Source organism: Mycobacterium sp. PSTR-4-N, from assembly GCF_022348085.1.
Classification (GTDB): domain Bacteria; phylum Actinomycetota; class Actinomycetes; order Mycobacteriales; family Mycobacteriaceae; genus Mycobacterium.
In genome coordinates, this window is the sequence record NZ_JAKRFN010000017.1 from 67,934 (window position 1) to 89,990 (window position 22,057).

Consider the following 22,057-nt stretch of genomic DNA (forward strand, 5'->3'; position numbering starts at 1 on the left):
ACGTTCAGTCCTGCGAACCGCCCTCACCCGAACCGCTGCTCTTGCTGGTGCTCTTGCTGCTGCTCGAGTCGGTGGTCTTCGACTTCTTCGAGAAGCTGTCGCTCACCTTCGAGACGCTGGCGTTGATCGAGTCGCGCACCTGCTTGATCGCCGTGCTCGTCGCGGTGGGCTTACGGTGCTTCGGTCCCGACGTGGTGCTCGGGCTGTCGGCGCCATCCGAGGTGGCCTCGTCGGTCGCGGGGGTTTTCGCCTCGGCCGGGGCGTCTGCTTTCTCGTCGGCCTTCTCGTCGGTCGTGGTCTCGGCCTTCGTGTCGGCTTTCTCGTCGGTCGTGGTCTCGGGCGTCGCGGTCTTCTGGTCGGCCGCCAGCGTCGTGGTGGCCGACGACGTGCCGGGGTCGGTGAACACCGGACCCGGAATCGGCTTGTTCTCCGGGTTGGGCACGAACGGCGCGCACACGGTGCACTGCGTCCCTAGGACGAACGGATTGAAGTCGGTGTTGATGCCGTTCGCCAGGCTCGTCAGGCTCCCTGCGACGAATTGTGGTGTCAGGGGCTTGATCTCGGAGAAGTCGGGCGTCTTGGTCAGGCTGTTGTAGAAGCTGGTGAACGGTGCGGTCGCATCGAGCTTCACGGTCTCGCCCGACCAGGGCACCTCGGGCCCGTTCTCGTCCTTGACGTAGCACTGGCCGTCGGCGCTGCACGTGATGCCGGCCCGGGTTTCGGGATAGGTGTAGCCATCGGGCGAAAACAGTGCGGCCACGTGACGAAAATCAAACATTTTGCTGAGAATGGCCTCGGGATGATCGCACGCGCCCGGACCCGTTCCCGTGCATCCGACGTCCATGGGTAGCTGCGAGGCGGCGATCGCCGCGACCATGTTTCCCAGGGGGACCGACAGCGCCGGGAAGGGCACGAGCACATTGGTCAGCGCTTGATACCGCGACGGATCCGCCGGGTCCGTGCCCAGGATGTTGGTCTGGCTGTACACCCACCAGTTGCCGGTGTAGCGCAGGTTGCGGCCGAGGCCGACGACGCTGCCCTCCGGCTGGGTCAGCGTCACGCCTTCGTAGGTGGGCTGGAAGCTGAAGTCACCGTTGGGGTCGGAACCGAGTGCGACATCGCCCTCGCCCAGCGCGTTGAAGAAGTTGTACGGCGCATTGGCAAGTGCGATAAAGAGGTTCGCGGGGATGTTGAGGATGTTCGTGCTGTCGGTGGTGGTTGCGAACGGTGCCGCCGACGGAACCCCGGTCGGGGTCGAGCACAGCGCGCTCGCGCTGCCCTCCGCACAGCTCTGCGTGGCGGCTACCAGCCCCACGTCATAATTCTTGATCTGCAGGTCGAGGTTCGGGGTGACCGGTGTCGCGGAGATGACTCCCGCCCCCATGAGGGCTACGCCGGCAGTGACATAAGAACGTGCGGTAGTGCGCATGACGCGACCCCTCCATGTTGCTGTGTGTGGCCCCGACCGCGAGAAACGTATCCAGAATGTGATGAATTGTCCACCGAAACGCGAGGAATTGTTGTCACGAGTAGGTTTGCTGACGGGCGCGTCAGTTAATTGCGGTCCTATTTGTGAGCAAATCATGACGTGATGTGACCGCGGCGCGCGGTCAGTAGGCTCGCCAGTCGTGCACATCGTCGAGATCCACGTGGCGCCCGGCCGGCGCATCCCTACGCGATCCGTGGAATCGGTGACCGCTGAGGAGGGCAAGGGACTCGTCGGCGACCGGTATCACGGGACCCGCCACCGGCACGTGACGCTCCAGTCCCGCGCAGCGCTCGACGCCGCCGCCGCTGAGCTCGGCCGGCCAGTCGATTCCGGGGCCACCCGCCGCAACATCACCGTCGACACCGGCGACATCCCCACCAAGCCCGGCACCCGGATCCGCATCGGTGACGTCGACCTCGAGGTGGTGCGGCTCAGCGCTCCGTGCCGGCTGCTCGACGACTGGATCGGCCCCGGTGCCGCGGCTGCCATGTCACGGCGCGGCGGATCGGTGTGTCGACTTCTGAGTTCGGGAACTCTGCGCGTCGGCGACGAGGTGACCGTGCTGTCCTGAGCGGACCGTCAGCTGCCGTCGCCGCCGACCTCGGCGGGCAACGGCGGTGGCAGAGGTGTGCTCGAGGTCTTCGGCGTCTGCGCCGAGGTGCTGCCCGGCCGGTGGAAGTCGAGCATCTCCTCGTCCCGGATGACCTTCTCGCCGGAGCTGATGACCAGCGCGTCGGAGGTCACCATGTACTCGATTCCGTCCCGGACGGCGGTGAACGCGCCATCAGCGGACTGCGACGCGGAGGTGATCAGCCTGGCCCCGTCGCGCACCCGGACCCCTCGGTACTCGAGGTCCCCATCGGTGGTCTTGCAGATGGCCACGCGTGAGCCCGAGGTGCTGCCGAACACCACGGCAGTCGCGGGCGCTTCACACCGTGCGGTGGAGTCGATGTACCCCTGGCTGTCCGACGGAGGCGCCGAGGCGGCCGTCGGGGCCGCGACGAGCAGGGCCACGACGGAAGCGCTGACGGCCACGACCACGCGGGCCGGAGTGCTTGGCGAAGAAGGCATCATCGTCCACGAGACCACGCCGACGCAGATCGCGCCAACGACGACTGCGGTGTCGGCCGCATCGTTGGACCATCGAGACCGGAACGTAATACGCGGCGGCTGTGCGGCGATGAACAGTCGTGACCCTTTCCGGCGCCGCGGCGCGGCTGGCATTCGCGCTCTCGGCGATGCTCGCGGTGCTCGTGGGCGTGGTGCCCACCGCGCAAGCAGCTCCCCCCGTTGCGGCAAAGGACTTCTCGAAGCCGGCGATCGTCATCCTGGGATACGGGCTCAGGGACAACGGCACGATGCGGCCGATCCTCTACACCCGTGTGCTCACCGGCCTCGCCGTGGCGCAGATGTTCCCGCAGTCGCCGGTGATCGTGACGGGCGGCAACCCCCGGAACGGGCGGACCGAGGCGGGCGAGATGCGCAAGACGTTGCGGGTGCTCGGGCTGCCGGACGACAGGATCATCGTCGAGGATCGAGCCAACAGCACCGTGCAGAACGCGCAGTTCTCAGTTCCGTTGGCCCGCGACGCCGGCACGTCGGGGATCATCCTGGTGACCTCGTCGTCACACCAGGACCGCGCCGACGGCAATTTCGTCGATGCGGGCGGCAATGTGCTTGCCACAGTGAGCTTTCCGGACAGCAATCCCAAGACCAACGCCACTCAGTTCGTCAGGGACGTCCTGAGTCCGTTCGTCGCGGTCACCTGATCGGGCTTTGGTCGAAGGCGCCGGTGCGGTAGGCATCGCGACACGCTCGCCGGGCCAGCTTGCCGCTGGTGGTACGCGGGATCGTGCCGGCCGGGACGATCCGGACGTCACTCACCGTCACGTGATGACGGTGACGGACGGCGTCGATGACTGCTCTCGCGGCGACCGCGGGATCGCTGCGGCCGCTGCCGGATGCGCGCTCGGCGACGATGATCAGGCGATCGCCGTCGGAGAACGCCGCCACGTATCCGCGGCGCACCATCGGTGAGGCGTCGACGGCGGTGGTCTCCAGATCCAGCGGCGAGTACCGCTTCTGGCCGAGTGCCACGACATCGGCGATCCGTCCGATGATGTAGAGCTCACCGTCGAGATAGAACCCGAGATCGCCGGTGCGCAGCCAGGGCCGGCCGAGGTCGGCGCCCGCGGCGTGACTGCCGTCGGCCGAGGTCGACACCAGGTGCGCGCCGAATGTGCGGCGGGTCTCCTCGGCGCGGTCCCAGTAACCGCGCCCGACGTTGTCACCCTGCAGCCACGGCTCGCCCACGCATCCGTCGCCGACCTCGCCTCCGGTGTCCGGATCCACGATCACGCACCACTGACTGCGAGCGACCTGTCCACAGGACACGTGGGCCACTGCCCGCTCGTGGTCGGGCGGGACCGGGATCGCGGCGCCGCGAGCCAGTTCCTCGCGATCGACATGGAGGACACGGGCGGCAGCGCTGGGTGACGTCGTCGCGACGAGCAGTGTCGCCTCGGCGATTCCGTAGGAGGGCTTGAACGCGGTCCGAGGCAGACCGAACGGAGAGAACGCCGTCGTGAAGGCGTCGATGGCGGCGAGGCTGACCGGTTCGGAGCCGATGATCAGCACGACGTTGGCCAGGTCGACGGCTGACCCCGCGGCCGGCACCCCCCGCGCGGCGGTCCACTCGTAGGCGAAGTTGGGGGCGGCGGTGACCACACGGCCCACCACGGACCCGGCCGACAGCGCCTCCACCCAGCGAACGGGCCTGCGCAGGAACGCCGTCGGCGACAGCAGTGTCGAATGACCGCCGTAGACGGCGGGGAATCCGATCATCGACAGACCCATGTCGTGGTAGAGCGGCAACCAGCTCACGCCATGGGTGTTGCGGTCCAGTAGATCGATCGACAGGATCATCTGGACCAGGTTGGTGCCGACCGCCCGGTGGGTGATCTCGACACCGACCGGCGCGCGAGTGGCTCCGCCGGTGTACTGGAGGTGCGAGACGTCGTCGACACCGACGCTCGTCGCGGCGAACTCGGTTGCCGTGCTGTCCAACACGTCGTCGATCGTGAGGATGGTGGGCCGAGTCAGACCCGTCATCTGGTCGAGGAACGCCACCACGGAATCTCGTGCGGCGCGGGTCGTCAGGACGGCGGCTGGTCGTGAATCGCGCAAGGCGACGTTGAGGCGCTCGGCGTGACCGGGCAATTCGGGCGCGAACAGCGGAACAGCGACCGCGCCGGCCTTGATCGCACCGAAGAATCCGGTGATGTAGTCGAGTCCCTGCGGTGCCAGCACGGCGACCCGCTCTCCCACGGAGGCCACGCGCTGCACCGCAGCCGCGACCGCGGCCATCCGCACACCCAGCCGGCTCCAGGTGATCTCGTGGGTCACCATCGTGGCGCCGGAGTGGTCGAGGAACCGGTAGGCGACCTCGTGACCGACGTGGGCGATGTTGCGGTCGATCAGCGAGATGAACGTGATGCCGTCGGGAAGGTCGATGCTGCCGTCGGCGGCGAGGCAATCCTCGATCTGCAGCAGCCCGGCCTCGATCGGGACGGACCGTCCGGTTCGAAGGCTCATGCCCGCATCCTAGGCGGCCTGGATGCGGGCACGAATCCCTCTGTGGCGCAATCGGTCAGGCGATGATGCGGACCAGGTAGGGAGCCATGTCCTTGGTCCGCACCTCCGAGACCGCGACGCCGGAGTCCGTGGTCTCGACCATTTTCCCGTTGCCGATGAAGAGTGCGACGCTCTGGGTGCCGTCGGGTCCGTAGAACAGGAGGTCGCCCGGCAGCGCCAGCGACGGCATCACTTTCTGGCCCACCTTGTACATCTCGCCGGAGGAGCGCGGCAACTTCACGCCGACCCCGGCGTAGGAGTACACCATCAATCCCGAAGCGTCGAAGCCCACCACCTCCACCCGCGGAGCGGGCGCCGGTGTGGGGGCCGCGGCGGGCAGGTTCAAGCCAGGCGTGGTGAGGTCGAGGGCGGAGGCGTCCAGCGCGGCCTGATCGGGCGCTGCGGGGTCGGCAGGTGCGGCGACGGTGCCCTTGCTGGGCCCGGACGCGCCGCCGCCGCCGTAGGCGAAGGGCACCCCGCGCTGGGACAGCGCGCGGGCGATGACGACTTCCACGGCTTTCTGGTTCGTGGCCGAGCGCGTCGGCTGAGCCGATGCCAGGCCAGGCGTCGCGACCGTCAGCGCCAGACTCAGCGCTGGGCCGAGAATGACGCCGAGAACCAGGACGACAAACCCACGAACCGCTCGCATGGCACTTCCACCGCTTTCTGAGCTGTCAGCACCGTCGGGCACTGATCTCATCGTTAACAACAGTCACTATGACCACTTCTACACCACCTCACGGGGCGCATTTGCGTCGTCGCAGGACTGCGAATCAATCAGATGCCCGACCGGAACCGAACGGTGACCTATGCCGGCGCCGGGACGCCTAGGGTGTGTCGCGCGTCACGCGCCCAGGGCTGCCAGCGCGGCGTCGTAATCAGGCTCCTGGCCGATCTCGGGGACCAGTTCGGTGTAGGAGACGGTGCCGTCGGCGCCGACCACCACGACCGCGCGTGCCAGCAGACCGGCCATCGGCCCGTCGGCGATCGTGATGCCGTAGTCGTTGCCGAAGCTGTCCCGGAACGCCGAAGCCGGGGTCACGTTCTCGATGTCCTCGGCGCCGCAGAACCGCTTCTGGGCGAACGGAAGATCGTTCGATACGCAGAGCACCGCACCGCCGGCCGCGGCCGCGCGCTCGTTGAACGTGCGCACGCTCGCCGCGCACACCGGGGTGTCGACCGAGGGAAAGATGTTCAGCAGCAGCGGCTTACCGCGGAACTGATCGTCACCGACAGTGCCGAGATCCGTTCCGACGAGCGTGAACCCGGGTGCCGGCGATCCGACAGCGGGAAGTTCTCCAACGGTGTTGATCGGGTTTCCGCGCAAAGTTATCTGTGCCATGCGCACAGTGTGCCAAGCGGCGCCGATTTCGTCGCGCCCGGGTCAGGCCCCCGGATCGCCGTAGGCGCGGGCGATGTCGGGCGAATCGAGCCACCCCGAATACGTCGGCCGCTGCGGCCAGCCGGCCGGCGAATCCTGCCAGACCTCCTGGCGACCCCACGGCAGGATGTCGAGCAATGCGAACGAGTGACTCAGCTGCTCGGTGCCCCGGCCGTTGGTGTGCCAGGTGCGGTACACGCGGTCGCCGTCGCGCAGGAACACGTTGACCGCGAACCCCGTACCCGGCGCTGCGTCGACGTCGGCGGCGAACGGACTCTGCGACGACGAGTACCACTCCATCGTGTTGCCCACCCGCTTCTTGTAGGCCAGTGCCTCGGAGATCGGGCCGGCCGTGACGACGACGAACCTGGCGTCATAGCGGTCGAGGAACTCCAGCCGGGTGAACTGGGAGGTGAACCCGGTGCACCCGCCGCACTGCCACGTCTCGCCGTCACTCCACATGTGGTTGTAGACGATGAGTTGCGAGCGCCCCTCGAAGACGTCGGCGAGCCGCACCGGGCCGTCGGCTCCGATCAACGTGTAGTCACCCATCTCGACCATCGGGAGGCGCCGCCGTTGCGCGGCGATCGCGTCGAGTTCGCGGGTGGCTGCCTTCTCTCGGGCGCGCAACTCGTCGAGCTGTGCGCGCCACGTGGCGCCGTCGACGACGGGGGGAAGCGCGGACTGGCTCATCTGACCATCCTGTCTGGTGCGGGGCTACGGGTCAGTGGTTGTGACCGGGCGGGCACGCGGAAATCATCGCTGCGAGGATGATCAGCATGACCCGTATCGGTTCGGCGCTCACCGATTCCTGGAGCTCGCGGCTGTGGCACGACATCGCCCCGATCTTCGACGCGATCATCGCCCACCCGTTCCTCACCGGCCTGACCGACGGCACCCTCGACCCCGCGGCCTTCGCGCACTACGTGGCCCAGGACGTGCACTACCTGCGCGCCTACGCCCGCGCGCTGGCGGTCGTCGGCGCGAAGGCCGGCACCCTCGCCGACACCGCGATGTTCGCCCGGCACGCCGCCGAGGTCTTCGACGTCGAGCTCGCACTGCACGGGGAGCTCTTGCCGGCGCTCGGTCTGTCCGCTGAGGCCGTAGACGCCGTGGCAGTCGCACCGACCACGCAGGCCTACAACAGCTACCTGATCGCCACGGTCTACGACGGCACGTTCGCCGACGGGCTCGCCGCCGTGCTGCCCTGTTACTGGATCTACGCCGAGGTGGGGGCCGAGCTGGCCCAGCGCGGCTCGACGGACCCGCGCTACCAGCGCTGGATCGACAGCTACGGCGGCGACGAGTTCGCCGCGACGGTCACCGAGGTGATCGCGCTCGCCGACCGCGTGGGGCCCGCCCTGACCGACGCCGACGAAGCCACTGCCCGCGCGCATTTCGTGACCACCTCCCGCTACGAGTGGATGTTCTTCGACGCCGCGCACCGGCGGGAGGCATGGCCGCAGGAGACCACGGGCGCGGCGGCGCCGCAGTGACACGAACGGGCGCCCCCGGCGCGTAGTGGCTAAGCTGGCGGATTCTCTCCCGGACCGAGCAAAGGACACCGATGCCCACCGGACACGTCCGACTGACGTCGCACAGCGGTGGCACCGACGCGCCCGCTCTCCACTGGGGCGCGCCGACGGCCGCCGAGCGCGGTCCGATCGTCGGGACCACCGCCCGCGCGCACCGCAATGTGATCGGCGCGCACAGCGGCGCGTATGGCGTCTACCGGGCGCTGGCCGTCGCGGCGGGCCAACTCTCCCCCGATCACCGGGCCGATCTGACAGACACGGCGCCCACCGACCGGATCGGTCCGTTCCCGCAGTGGACCGACCCGACCACGATCGTCAGTCTCGACCCCTGGGGCGCGATGGTCACCGAGGCGTTCGCGGATCAGATCGCGGCCGGGATCGACATCCGGCCGACGATCGCGGTGACCAAGGCGCAGGTGATCCTGCCCGAGGTCGCCGACGCGATGGCGAAAGGCCGACTGGTCCCCGACGGTCGCATCCTGCTCGACACGGGCGCGGCCCAGGTCACCAAGGCCGCCGTCGAACCGGTGTGGCACCTGCCCGGTGTCGCCGCACGCTTCGGCTGCAGCGAGAACGATTTGCGCCGTGTGCTTTTCGAAGAGACCGGCGGTATGTATCCCGAGCTGGTGACGCGTCCGGACCTCGAGGTGTTCCTGCCCCCGATCGGCGGGCAGACGGTCTACATCTTCGGCGATCCGGCGCATCTGGCCGACTCGTCCGTCGAGCTCACCGCGCGGGTGCACGACGAGTGCAACGGTTCGGACGTCTTCGGCTCCGACATCTGCACCTGCCGGCCCTATCTGACCCACGCGATCGAGGAGTGCATCATGGGCGCCCAGCGGGGCGGGGTCGGACTGGTCGCGTACTCGCGCAAGGAGGGTCGCGCGCTCGGCGAGGTGACCAAGTTCCTGGTGTACAACGCGCGGAAACGGCAAGCCGGTGGTGACACCGCAGACCAGTACTTCACCCGCACCGAATGCGTTGCGGGCGTGCAGGACATGCGTTTCCAGGAGCTGATGCCCGACGTTCTGCACTGGCTCGGCGTGAGGAAGATCCACCGGCTGGTGTCGATGAGCAACATGAAGTACGACGCGATCACCGGCGCAGGTATCGAAGTGGGCGAACGTGTCTCGATCCCCGACGAGCTGATTCCCGCCGATGCGCGCGTTGAGATCGACGCCAAGATGGCCGCCGGCTACTACACGCCCGGTGAGGTTCCCGACGCCGAAGAACTGAAGCAGGTCAAAGGCAGGGGGCTGCAGGGGTGACGGCCACGGACCACGCCGCCGAGGCCGTGGAGGTGCTGCGCACCACAGCGGCGGTGCGGACGCGGTCGGCATCGCTGCTCGACCGCGCCCGGTCCGGTGATTCCCCCTGGTTCGCTGTCGACGACGACGCTCTCCACCGGGTCGCCGACGACGTCGCGGCACTGACCCGCACCCGGTTCCCGGATCTGGACATCCCGCCCCACAGCCGGTGGCGGCACTTCACCGTCGGCGGCGTCGACCGCACCGCCTCGCTCGTCGCCGCGCTCGACGACGTGTCCCCCGGCGACCGCGCTCGGGCGATGATCGACCTCACCGTGGTCAGCGTGCTGCTCGACGCCGGGGCCGGCGCGGACTGGGGGTTCGTCGAGAACGGCGTGCGCTATCGCCGCTCGGAGGGTCTGGCGGTGGCCAGCTGGCACGGCTTCGTCGAGGGCGCGTTCTCCAGCGACCCGGACCGCCCGCTGCAGGTCGACGCCGCCGCGCTACGGGCCCTGACCGACGATGACCTCGCCGCCGTTCTGCAGGTCTCGTCCGGCAATCCACTCGTCGGTCTCGCGGGCCGGGTTCAGCTCATGCGCAACCTCGGTACCGCACTCGCCGACCACCCACGGGTGTTCGGTCCGCACGGCAGACCGGGCGGACTGTTCGACGCGTCGTCGGCATCCTCGGGCACTGTGAACGCCCATGACCTACTGGTCCTGCTGCTCACCTCGCTGTCACGAATCTGGCCGTCGGACAACGTGATCGGCACCGAACCGCTGGGCGACTGCTGGCGTCACGACGCGGTGGACGGCCCCGGGGTGACCGCGGGTTGGCTGCCGCTGCACAAACTCTCGCAGTGGCTCACCTATTCACTGATCGAGCCGCTGCAATGGGCCGGGGTGACGGTCACCGGAATCGACGCGCTGACCGGGCTGCCCGAGTACCGCAACGGCGGGCTGCTGCTCGACGGCGGGGTGCTGCGGCTGCGAGATCCCGCGGTCGCCGACCGATCCTGGACGCCGGGCGACGAACTCGTGGTCGAGTGGCGCGGGCTGACCGTGGCCCTGCTCGACGAGATCGCACCGTTGGTTCGTGCGCGTCTCGGAGTCGACGAGGTGGCGATGCCGTTGGCGTGCGTCCTCGAAGGGGGCACGTGGGCGGCCGGGCGGGAATCGGCGCAGCGGTTACGCGGCGGGCTCCCGCCGTTGACCGTGGTCAGTGACGGGACGGTGTTCTAGATGATGTCTTCTGGTTCGATGGTGCATCTGGTCGATCACCCCCTGGTCCAGCACAAGATCACCCTCATGCGCCGCCGCGACGCGTCGACCAACACGTTCCGCCGTCTGGTGCGCGAGGTCTCGGCCTTGATGGCCTACGAGGTGCTGCGCGACCTCGCCGTGCACGAAGTCGAGGTGGACACCCCGATGGAGACCACCACCGGCAAGGTCATCGACGGCAAGAAGGTGGTGTTCGTCTCGGTGCTGCGGGCGGGCACCGGCATCCTCGACGGCATGCTCGACGCGGTGCCGTCGGCTCGGGTCGGCCACATCGGGCTCTACCGTGAGCCGAGATCCCAAGTGACCGTGGAGTATTACTTCAAGGTGCCCGGCGACCTCGCCGAGCGAGACGTGGTGGTGCTCGACCCCCTGTTGGCCACCGGACACTCGGCGGCCGCCGCGGTCGAGCGTGTGCGCGAGCTCAACCCCAAATCGGTGAAGTTCGTCTGCCTGGTCACCTGCCCGGAAGGAATCGCGGCCATGACGCAGGCGCACCCCGAGGTGCCGATCTTCACCGCCGCCATCGATCGGGAACTCGACGGCAACGGCTACATCCTGCCGGGCCTCGGCGACGTCGGCGACCGCATCTTCGGCACCAAATAACTCCCCGTGCGCTCGACCCCCGCTCTAGGGTGGGTCATGGCCATCACCGAAGCTGACCTCGCGCCGCAGACCCCGTTCGAGCGCGATGTCGTCGACACCCAGCGCTATTTCGACAGCCCCCGTTTCGAGGGCATCATCCGCCTCTACACCGCACGTCAGGTCGCCGAGCAGCGCGGAACGATTCCCGCTGACTATCCGGTGGCGCGCGAGGCCGCCACCGCGTTCTACCCCCACCTGCGCGAGCTGTTCGCCCAGGGCAAGAGCATCACGACGTTCGGGCCCTACTCCCCCGGCCAGGCCGTGGTGATGAAGCGGATGGGCATCGAGGGCATCTACCTCGGCGGCTGGGCCACGTCGGCGAAGGGGTCGATCAGCGAGGATCCGGGGCCGGACCTGGCCAGCTATCCGCTCAGCCAGGTGCCCGAGGAGGCCGCCGGCATCGTGCGCGCGCTGCTGACCGCCGACCGCAATCAGCAGTACCTGCGGCTGCAGATGACCCCGGAACAACTCGCGGCCACGCCCCAGTACGACTACCGGCCGTTCATCATCGCCGACGCCGACACGGGTCACGGCGGAGATCCCCACGTGCGCAACCTGATTCGTCGCTTCGTGGAGAACGGGGTGCCCGGCTACCACATCGAGGACCAGCGTCCCGGCACGAAGAAGTGCGGCCACCAGGGCGGCAAGGTGCTGGTGCCCTCGGACGAGCAGATCAAGCGGCTCAACACCGCCCGGTTCCAGCTCGACATCATGCGGGTACCGGGCATCATCGTGGCGCGCACCGACGCCGAGGCGGCCAACCTGATCGACAGCCGTGCCGACGAACGTGACCAGCCGTTCCTGCTCGGCGTCACCAACCTCAAGATCCCGTCCTACAAGTCCTGCTTCCTGGCGATGGTGCGCCGCTTCTACGACAAGGGCGTGACCGAGCTGAACGGCCACCTGCTCTACGCGCTGCCCGACGGCGAGTACGCCACCGCCGAGGCGTGGCTGGGCCGCCACGGCGTGCTGGAGCTGATCGACCAGACCGCGGCGGCGTGGCAGGACGGTGCCGAGCAGTCCCTGGACGCTGCGTTCGACAAGGTCGAGTCACGTTTCGTCGACGCCTGGCAGGACGACGCGGGCCTCGACACCTACGCCGGCGCGGTGGCCGACCTGCTGGAGTTCCGGGAGCGCGAGGGCGAGTCGGCGGCGATGAGCGCCACTCAGTGGCGCTCGTTCGCCGAACGTGCGCCGCTCTACGTCGCCCGGGAGAAGGCCAAAGAACTCGGCGCCGACGCGGCGTGGGACTGCGAGCGCGCCAAGACGCCCGAAGGGTATTACCAGGTGCGCGGCGGCATTCCGTACGCGATCGCGAAGTCGTTGGCCGCAGCCCCCTTCGCCGACATCCTGTGGATGGAGACCAAGACCGCCGACCTGGCCGACGCCAAACAGTTCGCCGACGCCATCCACGCGGTCTATCCGGACAAGATGCTCGCCTACAACCTCTCCCCGTCGTTCAACTGGGACACCACCGGCATGACCGATGAGGAGATGCGCGCGTTCCCCGAGGAGATCGGGAAGATGGGGTTCGTCTTCAACTTCATCACCTACGGCGGCCACCAGGTCGACGGTGTGGCGTCCGAGGAGTTCGCGACCTCGCTGCGCCAGGAGGGCATGCTGGCGCTGGCCCGGTTGCAACGCAAGATGCGGCTCGTCGAATCTCCTTATCGCACACCGCAAACGCTCGTCGGCGGCCCGCGCTCGGATGCCGCGCTGGCGGCGTCGTCAGGACGGACGGCGACGACGAAGTCGATGGGCAAGGGGTCCACGCAACATCAGCACCTGGTGCAGACCGAAGTGCCCAAGAAACTGCTCGAGGACTGGCTGGCGCTGTGGAGCGAGCACAACAAGCTGCCGGAGAAGCTGCGCGTGCGGCTGCGGCCGCGGCGGGCCGGCTCGGATGTGCTCGATCTGCAGATCCTCGGTGACGGAGAAGAGCCGCTGGCCAACGTGGTCGTCGATCCGATCAAGGACCGGCACGGCCGCAGCATCCTGACCGTGCGCGACCAGAACACCTTCGCCGAGAAGCTGCGGCAGAAGCGGTTGATGGACGTGATCCACCTGTGGCTGATCCACCGCTTCAAGGCCGAGATCGTGTACTACGTGACGCCCACCGAGGACAACATCTATCAGACCGAGAAGATGAAGAGCCACGGCATCTTCAGCGACGTCTACCAGGAGGTCGGCGAGATCATCGTCGCCGATGTGAACCAGCCGCGGATCGACGAGCTGCTCAACCCCGACCGCGAGGCGCTGACCCGGCTGATCGCCAAGCAGGACTGAGGGTCACGCCCTACAGCAGCGCGGCGGCGCGGCGCAGCAGGTCGCGCCACCGCGCGATCACGGCCGCGTCGGTGACGCGGAACTGGTCCAGGCGGCTCGCGTCGGGGCCGGCGGGCATCGGAGCGGCGGGCAGGTACCCGTCGGACGGCACCAGCGACCGTGCGCTCGACACGACGTCACCGTCGCGCAGCCACTCCGGCGCCGGCCCGCACGCGTAGGGCAGGTCGGGTAGCGCGGCGGCGAGTGCGACATCGGCGGCCAGCCCGATGCTGGTGGTGCCACTGAACGCCACCAGTGCCGGCATCTCGAGCCGCTCGGCGCGCCGCATCGCGCGTCGCACCCCGCCGAGGGGTCCGGACCGCAGCACGACCACGTCGGCGCACCGGGGATCTGCGCCGAGCACCTCGGCGTCGACGGCGACCGGGACGTCGACGTGGCGTCGCACCTGCGCCGCCTGCTCGGCACTGCAGTTCACGAGATGCGCCACGTCGAGACCCGCAACGCCGCGGATCCGTGCGACGGCCGCATCGACGCTCTCGACAGCGACGAGCGGGCGGTCGGCACCGACTCGGACCCGGCCGCGAAGGGCGTCGGGCCAGCCCACGGTGCTCGGCTCCATCGCCGCGGTCAGCCAGCGTGCCGCCAGCTCGTCGGAGGCATCCGGCGGCGGGCTGAATTCACCCCACCCCTGCGGGCCCTCCACCAGCACCCCGTAGCGCGGGCCGCCGGCCGCGGGGATCGCGAACACGGGGGCGTCGTCCAGATCGATCAGAGTTCTCACTGACCGACAAGCTAGCCCGTGTTTACGCTGGACCGGTGGCCGGTGCCCCGTTCCTGCTGTTGTCGATCCGTGGCGAGGACGACGCGGCCGCCGACGAGTACGCGGCGGTCATGCGATTCGCCGGACTCGACGGGCAGCGCCTGCACCGCATCGGCCTCCTCGATCACTCGCTCGGCGGCTTGGATCTGGCGGACTGGTCCGGCATCATCCTCGGCGGCGGCCCCTTCACCGTCAGCGACGACCCCGCCACGAAATCCCCGGTACAGCAACGCGTCGAGGCCGAACTGGCCGACCTGGTGTCCGCCGTCCTCGCCGCGGACTTCCCGTTCCTCGGCTGTTGCTATGGAATCGGCGTGCTCGGCGCGGCGATCGGCGCGCATCGACCGCTCACACAGCGAGCCGGTCGGGCCGCTGACCATCGAGCTGACCGACGAGGGTCGCACCGATACCCTCTTCGCCGGTCTTCCGGACACCTTCGACGCGTTCGGCGGGCACAAGGAGGCGGCCTCGGTGCTGCCGGACCGCGTGGCCCTGCTCGCCCGCTCCGCCGACTGCCCTGTCCAGGCATTCCGGGTGGGCGCCAACGTCTATGCGACGCAGTTCCATCCGGAGCTCGACGTCGACGGGTTGTGCACGCGCATCGATGCCTACAAGAACCACGGCTACTTCGCCCCCGAGGACGCCGAGACGCTCAAGGCGGCCGCCCGCCGCCGCTCGGTGACCCACCCGATGGCGATCCTGCGCGCGTTCGCGCAGCGCTACGCCCGTTAGGCAGACAGTTCCATCTGGGCCCGCGCGATCTGCTCGACCATCGGGGCCAGCCGGGCCCGCAGCGCGTTGTGCTCGGCGTCGGCGTCGTATCCGCGGTAGGACTCCACGTCGGCGAAGTCGGCGACGATGACGAAGTCCCAATTGCCCTCGCGCAGACCCGCATCCGAGCCCACCGAGTACGCCACGGTGCCGGGGCAGTTCAGATCCCGGAGCCCCTGCTGGATCTGCGCGAGTTCGGCGGCGTCGTAGCCGTCTTTGAGCTTGGCGAGCACCACGTTGCGGATCACCCGGGCACCGTAACAGCTCTCAGTAGGGCGCGAGCTGCGTGCCGATCAGTGGCGCGATCTTGTCCGCCATGTAGGTGTGGCCGGCGTCGGTGGGGTGCACGCCGTCGGCCCCGATGAGGTCGGGCCGGCCGACGAACCAGCGGGCGGCGATCGGGTCGACGAACGTCGCCCCGGCGAGCTGGGCCTGGTAACTCAGGATGTCGCGGATCCGCAGGATCTCCGGCGGCGGATCGGCCGTCGGCCAGGGCGGCCCGATGACCAGCATCTTCGCCGAGCGCGCGATCTGGCGGGCCAGGCTGAGTGTGCCGTACATCGCGATCGACAGCCGCGTCGGTTCGACCTTCATGTCGTTGCGCGACCCGTAGAACACCACCAGGGTGTCGTTGGGTTTGACCGCGCGGACCGTGAGGTCTTCGAACACGCTGCCGTGGTTGCCGCGCGTGCAGTAGCCGGCGCCGCCCTCCGCGGCGACCGTGGGCGTGACGGGGATGCCGTGGTTGCTCAGCGCCTGCCACACCTGCGGAGCCCAGCCCTGCGGACCGTTGCCACCCTGATCGCTTCCCGTGGTGTAGGAGTCGCCGACCACCGCCACCCTGTTCACGGCGAAATCGAGGACGCGTACCTGGCGATGGGTGACCGTCGGTGCGGGCGCAGTGAAGGCGCCGAACAGCAAGGCGGCAGCGAGGATCCACGTCAGAACACGACTCACTGGACCAGCCTAGGGTCGCGCCGGGCGGGCCGGCGCGCCGACTCGCCGAGCATCACACTCACCTCATCCCGCCCGCGCGGCGACCGGTTGCAGCCGACCCTGCGGCGGCTCGGACGAGCGTCTGGCCGGCGGCGTGCGGGGGTCGAGCATGCGGCGCATCCAGCGGCGTGCGGGCTCCTCGACGACGTGGTAGAGCAGCGCGGCCAGCAATCCGGACAGCAGCACCAGACCGAGCACGGTGAACTTCGCCGACCAGCTGGGGACCAGCGTGATCGCGAACTGCTGGACCGCCCAGTTCCACATCGTGTGCACGATCTCGTGGATCATGTACAGCCCGAACGAGATGTGACCCAGGTAGACCATCACGGACGTCGACAGGACCGCGGGCAGCGTGCCGGCGCCGATGGACAAGGTGATCACCAGCGGGACGAAGAGCACGTCGATCAGCCCGCCGGCATCGAGCATGTCCTGGGGCGGATACGCGTCCAGAACGTAGAGGCCGCCGATGATCGCGACACCGAGACCGAGCGCCGCGAGGCCCGCGGCGTGGCGGCCACGGTCGGAGAGCTGCAGCCGCCGCACCGCCGCACAGGCCAGCGCCCCGGCCGTGAACTGCATGATGATGCGCGGCAACCAGCTCCACGGGGTGTAGAACACGCCGTGGGCGAGCAGCAGCAGCGTGGGCGCCAGGGCGGCCGCGACCGCCAGCCACATCAACCCGCGGGCGCGGGTCACCGACGCGACGCGAAACACCACCAGGACCAGCCCGCCGAACAGCAGATACGCCAGCCACTCGGCGCTGATCGACCAGGCCGGGCCGTCCCAGCTCGAACCGTCGAAGAACGGCTGGAACCACAACTGCACCAGGAAGACCTGTTTGAGCCAACTCAACGCGTTCAGCGATGCGATGACATCCGGCGGGAGGGGGAACCGTCCCACGTAGAGGGTGAACACCGCGAACGCCGCGGCCAGGTGCATGGTCACCAGGTACACCGGCCACACGCGGGCGAGCCGCAGCCACAGAAATCGCAGCGTGGCGCGCGTCGACCAGGACTCCCCCATCCGGTCGAGATAGTTCCACGTCAGGACGAATCCGCTGAGGATGAAGAACAGGTCGACACCCTGGGCGCCGGCGTTCAGGATCGGCGCCAGCGCGCTACGCACCCCGGGGGACGCCTCGGCCAGCAGCGGCCGGAAGTGGAAGAGCACCACCCACAGCGCGGCCACGATGCGCAGCCCCGACAGGGCCCTGATCTCACCGGTGCGCACACGACTCATTTCGATCTCGACGATCCAACTCGACAACCTCACAGCAGTGCCGACGGCATCGAACCTCGGGGCTGTTCGACAGGTCGCCTCCCCGGAGGCGTAGACGCCGGCGACCGGTCGGAGGTTACCAGCGCACCCTGGGTGCCGGGCTCACGCAACGCCGCCGACGCCGGGTTCGGGCTCCCAGCGAACACGCGGGTAATGTCTTCGAAATTGACAAGCGAAGATGCCAGCGTGCGTGACCAGTCGTACGCAGATGTCCCGGGTCCGATGACTGTCCCGGGTGACGGGGGGCCGCTGCGGGTCCTCCTCGTCGAGGATGACCGCGGCGACGCCATCCTCGTCGAAGAACTGATCGCCGACGCCGGCGTCGACATGCATGTGGTGTGGGCCGAATCGATGGCCGAGGCCGAGCAGGCGATCGACGGGGCGCGGCCGGACTGTGTGCTGTTGGACCTGCACCTGCGCGACACCGAGGGGGTCGCCGGGCTCGCGCGCATCGCCGCCCGGGACGCCACGGTGCCCGTCGTGGTGCTGACCGGTCTCAACGACGAGCATGTCGCGTCGGCGGCCGTCGCCTCCGGCGCACAGGATTATCTGGTCAAGGGCAGGGTGGACCCGGAGACTCTGCGGCGGGCCGTGCTCTACGCCATCGAGCGCAAGCGCGCCGAGTTGACCGCCGTCGATCTGCACGCCACCCGGTCCCGGGAGAGAGAGAACGCCCGGCTGGAGCGCGGGCTGCTGCCCTCGCCGCTGCTGCTCGACGACCCCGGGGTCAGCATCGTCACCCAGTACCGTCCGAGCCGGCGGAATGCGCTGCTCGGCGGGGACTTCTTCGACATCGTCCAGACCCCGGACCGGACTGTGCACGTGATGATCGGGGACGTCGCCGGACACGGTCCCGACGAAGCGGCGCTCGGCGTGGCGTTGCGGATCGCCTGGCGGGCGCTCACCTTCGCCGGGTTGCGCGGCGCCGAGCGCATGCACCAACTCGAGCGCATCCTGCGGGCTGAACGGGCAGGCCGGGGCACCTTCGCCACCGTGTTGAGCCTCGCCGTCCCACTGGACGGCTCGGCGCTGACCGCGGTGCGCGCCGGCCACCCCGGCATGCTGCTGCACGGTGGCGGCACGGTCGAGTGGGTGGAGCCGATCGGCGGGCCCGCGCTCGGATTGCACCTCGGCGACTGGACCCCGCATCCGATGGAACTACCGCCGGGGAAGGGATTGGTGTTGATCACCGACGGCCTGTTCGAGGGTCACATCGGCGAGGGCAACGAGCGACTCGGTGAGGATGGCCTGCTCGACGTGGCCCGTTCGCTGGCACACCTGCCCGGACCGCAGTTCGTCGATGCGCTGATCGACGCGGTCGAGCAGCGTGCGCAGTCGCACGGTGGAATCGCCGACGACATCGCCGTGGTGCGGGTCGAGAGGACATCGGAGAGGGCGGCGCGATGAGCCCCGACCAGCGCGGGGTACGTGCCCTGACCGTGGAAGGGTGGCAGTACCTGGTGCTGTCCATCATGGCGGTGGTCGTGCTCGCCGGTGCCGTCACCACGGCACTGCTGCTCGACCGCACCGACCGGGTGTCCGGCCAGCTCACCAACAACGTGGGACCGGCCCGGGTGGCCGCCTACCAGTTGCAGGCCGCGCTGCGCGATCAGGAGACCGCGGTCCGCGGATACGTGATCTCCTCGGACCCCCAGTTCCTGGCGCCGTACGACACCGGGCGGGAGACGGAATCGAGGGCTTCAGCGGACCTGCGCCAGTTCGAGCAGAAGCGACCCGATCTGCTCGCCGATCTCGACGCGATCGAGCAGGCGGCCGGCTCGTGGCGCGACAGCTATGCAGAACCGGCCATCGCGGCGGTGCAGCCCGGGGTGCGCAATGCGATCTCCCCCGCGCTCACCGAGGTCGGCAAGTCGGAGTTCGATCGGTTGCGCGCGCTCTTCGATGAGCAGAACGCCCGTCTCGCCCAGGCGCGCAGCGACGGCATCGCCGAACTCGAATCCATCAGCACGTGGCGCAACGGCGTGCTGCTCGCCGTGCTCGTCGCATTTCTGGTGACGATGGTCGCGCTGGCGCTGCTGCTTCGGCGCGCCCTGGTGCGACCGCTGCGACAGCTGGCGGAAGCGTGCAGGCGGATCGCCGGGGGGAATTTCGGTGAGAAGATCGTGCCGCAGGGGCCGCGCGACATCCGGCTGATCGCGATCGACGTCGACAACATGCGCCAGCGGATCGTCGAGGAACTCGAGGCGTCCAGAGCTGCGACCGAGGCGCTCGACGAGCAGGCCGAGGACTTGCGCCGCTCGAACGCCGAGCTGGAGCAGTTCGCGTACGTGGCGTCTCACGACCTGCAGGAGCCGCTGCGCAAGGTCGCGTCGTTCTGCCAGTTGCTGGAGAAGCGCTACGGCGACAAGCTCGACGAACGCGGCACCGAATACATCGGGTTCGCCGTCGACGGCGCCAAACGCATGCAGATTTTGATCAACGACCTGCTGACGTTCTCCCGGGTGGGCCGTCTCAACGCCACCGAGACCGCGGTGGATCTCGACACGGTGCTCGATACCGCGCTGGCCAACGTGTCGACCGCGATCGAGGAGACGGGCGCGCAGATCGAGCGGCCGGCCGAGGGGCTTCCGACGATCAGCGGTGACCCGACCCTGCTGACCATGCTGTGGCAGAACCTCGTCGGCAACGCCGTGAAGTTCCGCCGCGAGGGCGTCACGCCGCGGGTCGTGATCGAGTGCGCTGCCGCAGAGCCGGGCCAGTGGTCGTTCTCGGTCAGCGACAACGGGATCGGGATCGCGGCGGAGTTCTCGGAGAAGGTGTTCGTGATCTTCCAGCGGTTGCACGGCCGCGATGCCTACACCGGAACCGGCATCGGTCTGGCATTGTGCAAGAAGATCGTCGAACACCACGGCGGGACGATCTGGATCGACAACGAGTACACCGACGGCACCCGCTTCCGGTTCACGCTTCCCAGCACTGATTCCGACGACGTGGCCCGTTCCGATGCCGCAGTAACCGAGGCGGTCTCCGATGCCGCGCCACCCCTGATGGAAGGATCGTCGTCATGACCCCCGCTGAACGAGCCATCGACGTGCTGCTCATCGAGGACGATCCGGGAGACGAGTTGATCACCCGGGAAGCGTTCGAGCACAACAAGATCAAGAACAATCTGCACGTCGCGCACGACGGCGAGGAAGGCCTCGACTTCCTGTATCGGCGGGGCAAATACGAAGGCGCGCCGCGGCCGGACCTGGTGTTGCTCGATCTGAACCTCCCCAAGTACGACGGGCGCCAGCTCTTGGAGACCATCAAGAGCGACCCCGAGCTCAACCACATCCCGGTCGTGGTGCTGACCACCTCCTCGGCCGAGGAGGACATCCTGCGCAGCTACAAACTGCACGCCAACGCGTATGTGACCAAGCCCGTGGACCTCGACCAGTTCATGAATGCGGTGCGCCAGATCGATGAGTTCTTCGTCCAGGTGGTCCGACTCCCCCACTCCTAGAGGTGAATCTGCCCCGGCCCGACCCACAGGCACCCCATCTCGCCGACGTGGCGCCGTCGCTGCTGGCGGCGATGGGGGTGGAAGGGTTCGCCCCCCGCATCGCCGGCAGTTTCGGCGGCGTCGGCGAGACGGCAGGCGCGTGCCTGCTGTTGGTGGACGGGCTCGGTGCGGATCTTCTCGACGCCCATCTCGACGACGCACCGTTTCTGGCGACGCTGCGGGGGCCGACCTTGACCGCGGGATACCCGGCGACGACGGCGGCCGGCCTCGCTGCGGTGGGGACGGGCTGCCGGTCCGGGGAGCACGGCGTGGTCGGCATGACCTTCCGGCTGCCGGACGTGGGTGTCATCAACGCGCTGCGCTGGCGGCCGCACCCCTGGGGCGACGATCTGCGGGAGCGGGTGGTGCCCGAGTACGTGCAGCCGCGGGCGACGACGTTCGAACGCGCCGCGTCGACGGGGGTGTCGGTGCGGGTGATCTCCGGTGCCGAGTTCGCGTATTCCGGTCTGACACGGGCGGCGCTGCGTGGCGGCAGCTATGTCGGAGTGCACGCGATCGGCGACCTGGTCGCGGCGGTCAGCACGACGCTCGCCGACCGCGGATTCTGCTACGCCTACCACGCCGACCTCGACCTGGTCGGTCACCTGCACGGTCCGGGGAGCCCGGCGTGGCGGTGGCAGCTGCGTCAGGTGGATCGCCTGGTGGAGTCGATCGTCGAGGCCCTGCCCGCGGGCGGTCTGCTGGCTGTGGTGGCCGATCACGGCATGGTGGGTCTGGGCGCCGACGTCGTGGACGCCGACTCCCAACCGGTGCTGCACGACGGGGTGGCAGCGATCGGCGGCGAGGTGCGCGCACGTCATGTCTACGTCGAACGCGGCGCTCGCGACGATGTGCTGGCCGCCTGGCGAGAGGTGCTCGGTGAGCGGGCCTGGGTGGTCGGTCGTGAGGAGGCAGTCGCGGCGGGCTGGTTCGGGGAGCGGGTCACCGAGGAGGCCACGGCTCGCATCGGTGATGTGGTGGTCGCCGCACGGGGCACCTCCGGTGTGGTGCGCCGCACAGTCGAGCCGGTGGAATCGTCGTTGATCGGTCAGCACGGCTCCTTCACCTCGGCCGAACAGCGGATTCCGCTGTTGATCGCCCGAGGGTGATCGATTCCTGTTGTGCAACAGCACCTTTCGCGTCGTTGCGCCGGCTCTGAAACAGATTCTGCAGCAGCGATTTTCGTGATTATTC

At 68.7% G+C, this 22,057-nt stretch carries 21 protein-coding genes and 1 pseudogene; 12 read left to right on the forward strand and 10 right to left on the reverse strand.

Annotated features, from left to right (window positions below):
• Positions 1-4: 4 nt before the first annotated feature.
• Positions 5-1,384 carry a hypothetical protein gene (locus tag MHN84_RS20825; RefSeq protein WP_241206407.1) on the reverse strand — a complete coding sequence of 460 codons (1,380 nt, stop codon included), beginning with the start codon at positions 1,382-1,384 and terminating at the stop codon, positions 5-7.
• Between the two features lie 244 nt (positions 1,385-1,628).
• Here MHN84_RS20825 and MHN84_RS20830 point away from each other — a divergent pair, with 244 nt between their 5' ends.
• A complete protein-coding gene (locus tag MHN84_RS20830) occupies positions 1,629-2,060 on the forward strand; it encodes an MOSC domain-containing protein (RefSeq protein WP_241206408.1) in 432 nt (143 codons plus the stop codon).
• Positions 2,061-2,068: 8 nt separating this feature from the next.
• On the opposite strand, the gene MHN84_RS20835 is transcribed toward MHN84_RS20830, so the two are convergent.
• Positions 2,069-2,560 carry a hypothetical protein gene (locus MHN84_RS20835; protein WP_241206409.1) on the reverse strand — a complete coding sequence of 164 codons (492 nt, stop codon included), beginning with the start codon at positions 2,558-2,560 and terminating at the stop codon, positions 2,069-2,071.
• Positions 2,561-2,727: 167 nt separating this feature from the next.
• Between MHN84_RS20835 and MHN84_RS20840 the strand changes: the two genes are divergently transcribed.
• On the forward strand, positions 2,728-3,258 hold the full coding sequence (locus MHN84_RS20840; RefSeq protein WP_241206476.1) for a YdcF family protein: 531 nt from the start codon (positions 2,728-2,730) through the stop codon (positions 3,256-3,258).
• Here MHN84_RS20840 and MHN84_RS20845 read toward each other — a convergent pair.
• The 4 genes from MHN84_RS20845 to MHN84_RS20860 form a co-directional block, all read right to left on the reverse strand.
• Complete coding sequence (locus tag MHN84_RS20845; protein ID WP_241206410.1) at positions 3,251-5,083, reverse strand: fatty acyl-AMP ligase; 1,833 nt, start codon at positions 5,081-5,083, stop codon at positions 3,251-3,253. The genes MHN84_RS20840 and MHN84_RS20845 overlap by 8 nt on opposite strands.
• Before the next feature lie 55 nt (positions 5,084-5,138).
• Positions 5,139-5,771: an NlpC/P60 family peptidoglycan-binding protein RipD gene (gene ripD, locus MHN84_RS20850; RefSeq protein WP_241206411.1), complete on the reverse strand. Its 633-nt coding sequence runs from the start codon at positions 5,769-5,771 to the stop codon at positions 5,139-5,141.
• 195 nt (positions 5,772-5,966) lie between these two features.
• Positions 5,967-6,464 (reverse strand): thiol peroxidase, encoded by a 498-nt coding sequence (tpx, locus tag MHN84_RS20855; RefSeq protein ID WP_241206412.1) that lies wholly within the window; start codon positions 6,462-6,464, stop codon positions 5,967-5,969.
• 42 nt (positions 6,465-6,506) lie between these two features.
• Positions 6,507-7,196: a DUF899 family protein gene (locus MHN84_RS20860; protein WP_241206413.1), complete on the reverse strand. Its 690-nt coding sequence runs from the start codon at positions 7,194-7,196 to the stop codon at positions 6,507-6,509.
• A gap of 86 nt (positions 7,197-7,282) precedes the next feature.
• Here MHN84_RS20860 and tenA point away from each other — a divergent pair, with 86 nt between their 5' ends.
• From tenA to aceA, 5 genes are all read left to right on the forward strand, one after another.
• Complete coding sequence (gene tenA / locus MHN84_RS20865; protein ID WP_241206414.1) at positions 7,283-7,999, forward strand: thiaminase II; 717 nt, start codon at positions 7,283-7,285, stop codon at positions 7,997-7,999.
• Between the two features lie 71 nt (positions 8,000-8,070).
• Positions 8,071-9,306: a GTP cyclohydrolase II gene (locus MHN84_RS20870; protein WP_241206415.1), complete on the forward strand. Its 1,236-nt coding sequence runs from the start codon at positions 8,071-8,073 to the stop codon at positions 9,304-9,306.
• Positions 9,303-10,526 (forward strand): DUF1688 family protein, encoded by a 1,224-nt coding sequence (locus MHN84_RS20875; protein ID WP_241206416.1) that lies wholly within the window; start codon positions 9,303-9,305, stop codon positions 10,524-10,526. The genes MHN84_RS20870 and MHN84_RS20875 overlap by 4 nt, the downstream gene beginning before the upstream one ends.
• A 3-nt stretch (positions 10,527-10,529) precedes the next feature.
• Positions 10,530-11,168 (forward strand): uracil phosphoribosyltransferase, encoded by a 639-nt coding sequence (upp, locus tag MHN84_RS20880; protein ID WP_241206477.1) that lies wholly within the window; start codon positions 10,530-10,532, stop codon positions 11,166-11,168.
• 36 nt (positions 11,169-11,204) lie between these two features.
• The gene (aceA, locus tag MHN84_RS20885) at positions 11,205-13,493 is read left to right on the forward strand and encodes an isocitrate lyase ICL2 (RefSeq protein ID WP_241206417.1); all 2,289 of its coding nucleotides are present in this window, start codon (positions 11,205-11,207) and stop codon (positions 13,491-13,493) included.
• A gap of 10 nt (positions 13,494-13,503) precedes the next feature.
• On the opposite strand, the gene MHN84_RS20890 is transcribed toward aceA, so the two are convergent.
• Positions 13,504-14,274, reverse strand: a complete 771-nt coding sequence (locus tag MHN84_RS20890; protein WP_241206418.1) for an O-succinylbenzoate-CoA synthase — start codon at positions 14,272-14,274, stop codon at positions 13,504-13,506.
• Between the two features lie 35 nt (positions 14,275-14,309).
• Here MHN84_RS20890 and MHN84_RS20895 point away from each other — a divergent pair.
• Positions 14,310-15,045, forward strand: a pseudogene (locus MHN84_RS20895) (glutamine amidotransferase).
• Here MHN84_RS20895 and MHN84_RS20900 read toward each other — a convergent pair.
• The 3 genes from MHN84_RS20900 to MHN84_RS20910 all read right to left on the reverse strand — a co-directional run bounded on the left by MHN84_RS20900 (position 15,042) and on the right by MHN84_RS20910 (position 17,319).
• The gene (locus MHN84_RS20900) at positions 15,042-15,332 is read right to left on the reverse strand and encodes a Dabb family protein (protein WP_241206419.1); all 291 of its coding nucleotides are present in this window, start codon (positions 15,330-15,332) and stop codon (positions 15,042-15,044) included. The pseudogene MHN84_RS20895 and the gene MHN84_RS20900 sit on opposite strands and share 4 nt — an antisense overlap.
• Positions 15,333-15,351: 19 nt before the next feature.
• Positions 15,352-16,041, reverse strand: coding sequence for an Rv0518 family GDSL lipase (locus MHN84_RS20905; protein ID WP_241206420.1), 690 nt, complete (start codon positions 16,039-16,041; stop codon positions 15,352-15,354).
• A gap of 63 nt (positions 16,042-16,104) precedes the next feature.
• Positions 16,105-17,319: an acyltransferase gene (locus tag MHN84_RS20910; protein ID WP_241206421.1), complete on the reverse strand. Its 1,215-nt coding sequence runs from the start codon at positions 17,317-17,319 to the stop codon at positions 16,105-16,107.
• A 261-nt stretch (positions 17,320-17,580) separates the two neighbouring features.
• Here MHN84_RS20910 and MHN84_RS20915 point away from each other — a divergent pair, with 261 nt between their 5' ends.
• Genes MHN84_RS20915 through MHN84_RS20930 form a run of 4 tightly spaced genes read left to right on the forward strand, consistent with a single transcriptional unit; the run spans position 17,581 to position 21,972 of the window.
• The gene (locus MHN84_RS20915; protein WP_241206478.1) at positions 17,581-18,765 is read left to right on the forward strand and encodes a PP2C family protein-serine/threonine phosphatase; all 1,185 of its coding nucleotides are present in this window, start codon (positions 17,581-17,583) and stop codon (positions 18,763-18,765) included.
• Entirely contained in the window at positions 18,762-20,387 is a 1,626-nt protein-coding gene (locus MHN84_RS20920; protein ID WP_241206422.1) for a CHASE3 domain-containing protein, read from the forward strand. The genes MHN84_RS20915 and MHN84_RS20920 overlap by 4 nt, the downstream gene beginning before the upstream one ends.
• Positions 20,384-20,824 carry a response regulator gene (locus MHN84_RS20925; protein WP_046364196.1) on the forward strand — a complete coding sequence of 147 codons (441 nt, stop codon included), beginning with the start codon at positions 20,384-20,386 and terminating at the stop codon, positions 20,822-20,824. Before MHN84_RS20920 ends, MHN84_RS20925 begins: the two co-directional genes overlap by 4 nt.
• Before the next feature lie 2 nt (positions 20,825-20,826).
• Complete coding sequence (locus tag MHN84_RS20930) at positions 20,827-21,972, forward strand: alkaline phosphatase family protein (protein ID WP_241206423.1); 1,146 nt, start codon at positions 20,827-20,829, stop codon at positions 21,970-21,972.
• The last annotated feature ends 85 nt before the right edge of the window (positions 21,973-22,057 follow it).

What these genes read in the sequence shown, in the direction of transcription:
- MHN84_RS20825 (WP_241206407.1), bottom strand. Translation starts at nt 1,384, where the DNA reads ATGGGGGCGGGAGTCATCTCCGCGACACCGGTCACCCCGAACCTCGAC.
- MHN84_RS20835 (WP_241206409.1), bottom strand. Translation starts at nt 2,560, where the DNA reads ATGCCTTCTTCGCCAAGCACTCCGGCCCGCGTGGTCGTGGCCGTCAGC.
- MHN84_RS20840 (WP_241206476.1), top strand. Translation starts at nt 2,728, where the DNA reads ATGCTCGCGGTGCTCGTGGGCGTGGTGCCCACCGCGCAAGCAGCTCCC.
- MHN84_RS20845 (WP_241206410.1), bottom strand. Translation starts at nt 5,083, where the DNA reads ATGAGCCTTCGAACCGGACGGTCCGTCCCGATCGAGGCCGGGCTGCTG.
- ripD (WP_241206411.1), bottom strand. Translation starts at nt 5,771, where the DNA reads ATGCGAGCGGTTCGTGGGTTTGTCGTCCTGGTTCTCGGCGTCATTCTC.
- tpx (WP_241206412.1), bottom strand. Translation starts at nt 6,464, where the DNA reads ATGGCACAGATAACTTTGCGCGGAAACCCGATCAACACCGTTGGAGAA.
- MHN84_RS20860 (WP_241206413.1), bottom strand. Translation starts at nt 7,196, where the DNA reads ATGAGCCAGTCCGCGCTTCCCCCCGTCGTCGACGGCGCCACGTGGCGC.
- tenA (WP_241206414.1), top strand. Translation starts at nt 7,283, where the DNA reads ATGACCCGTATCGGTTCGGCGCTCACCGATTCCTGGAGCTCGCGGCTG.
- MHN84_RS20870 (WP_241206415.1), top strand. Translation starts at nt 8,071, where the DNA reads ATGCCCACCGGACACGTCCGACTGACGTCGCACAGCGGTGGCACCGAC.
- upp (WP_241206477.1), top strand. Translation starts at nt 10,530, where the DNA reads ATGTCTTCTGGTTCGATGGTGCATCTGGTCGATCACCCCCTGGTCCAG.
- aceA (WP_241206417.1), top strand. Translation starts at nt 11,205, where the DNA reads ATGGCCATCACCGAAGCTGACCTCGCGCCGCAGACCCCGTTCGAGCGC.
- MHN84_RS20910 (WP_241206421.1), bottom strand. Translation starts at nt 17,319, where the DNA reads ATGAGTCGTGTGCGCACCGGTGAGATCAGGGCCCTGTCGGGGCTGCGC.
- MHN84_RS20915 (WP_241206478.1), top strand. Translation starts at nt 17,581, where the DNA reads ATGACTGTCCCGGGTGACGGGGGGCCGCTGCGGGTCCTCCTCGTCGAG.
- MHN84_RS20920 (WP_241206422.1), top strand. Translation starts at nt 18,762, where the DNA reads ATGAGCCCCGACCAGCGCGGGGTACGTGCCCTGACCGTGGAAGGGTGG.
- MHN84_RS20925 (WP_046364196.1), top strand. Translation starts at nt 20,384, where the DNA reads ATGACCCCCGCTGAACGAGCCATCGACGTGCTGCTCATCGAGGACGAT.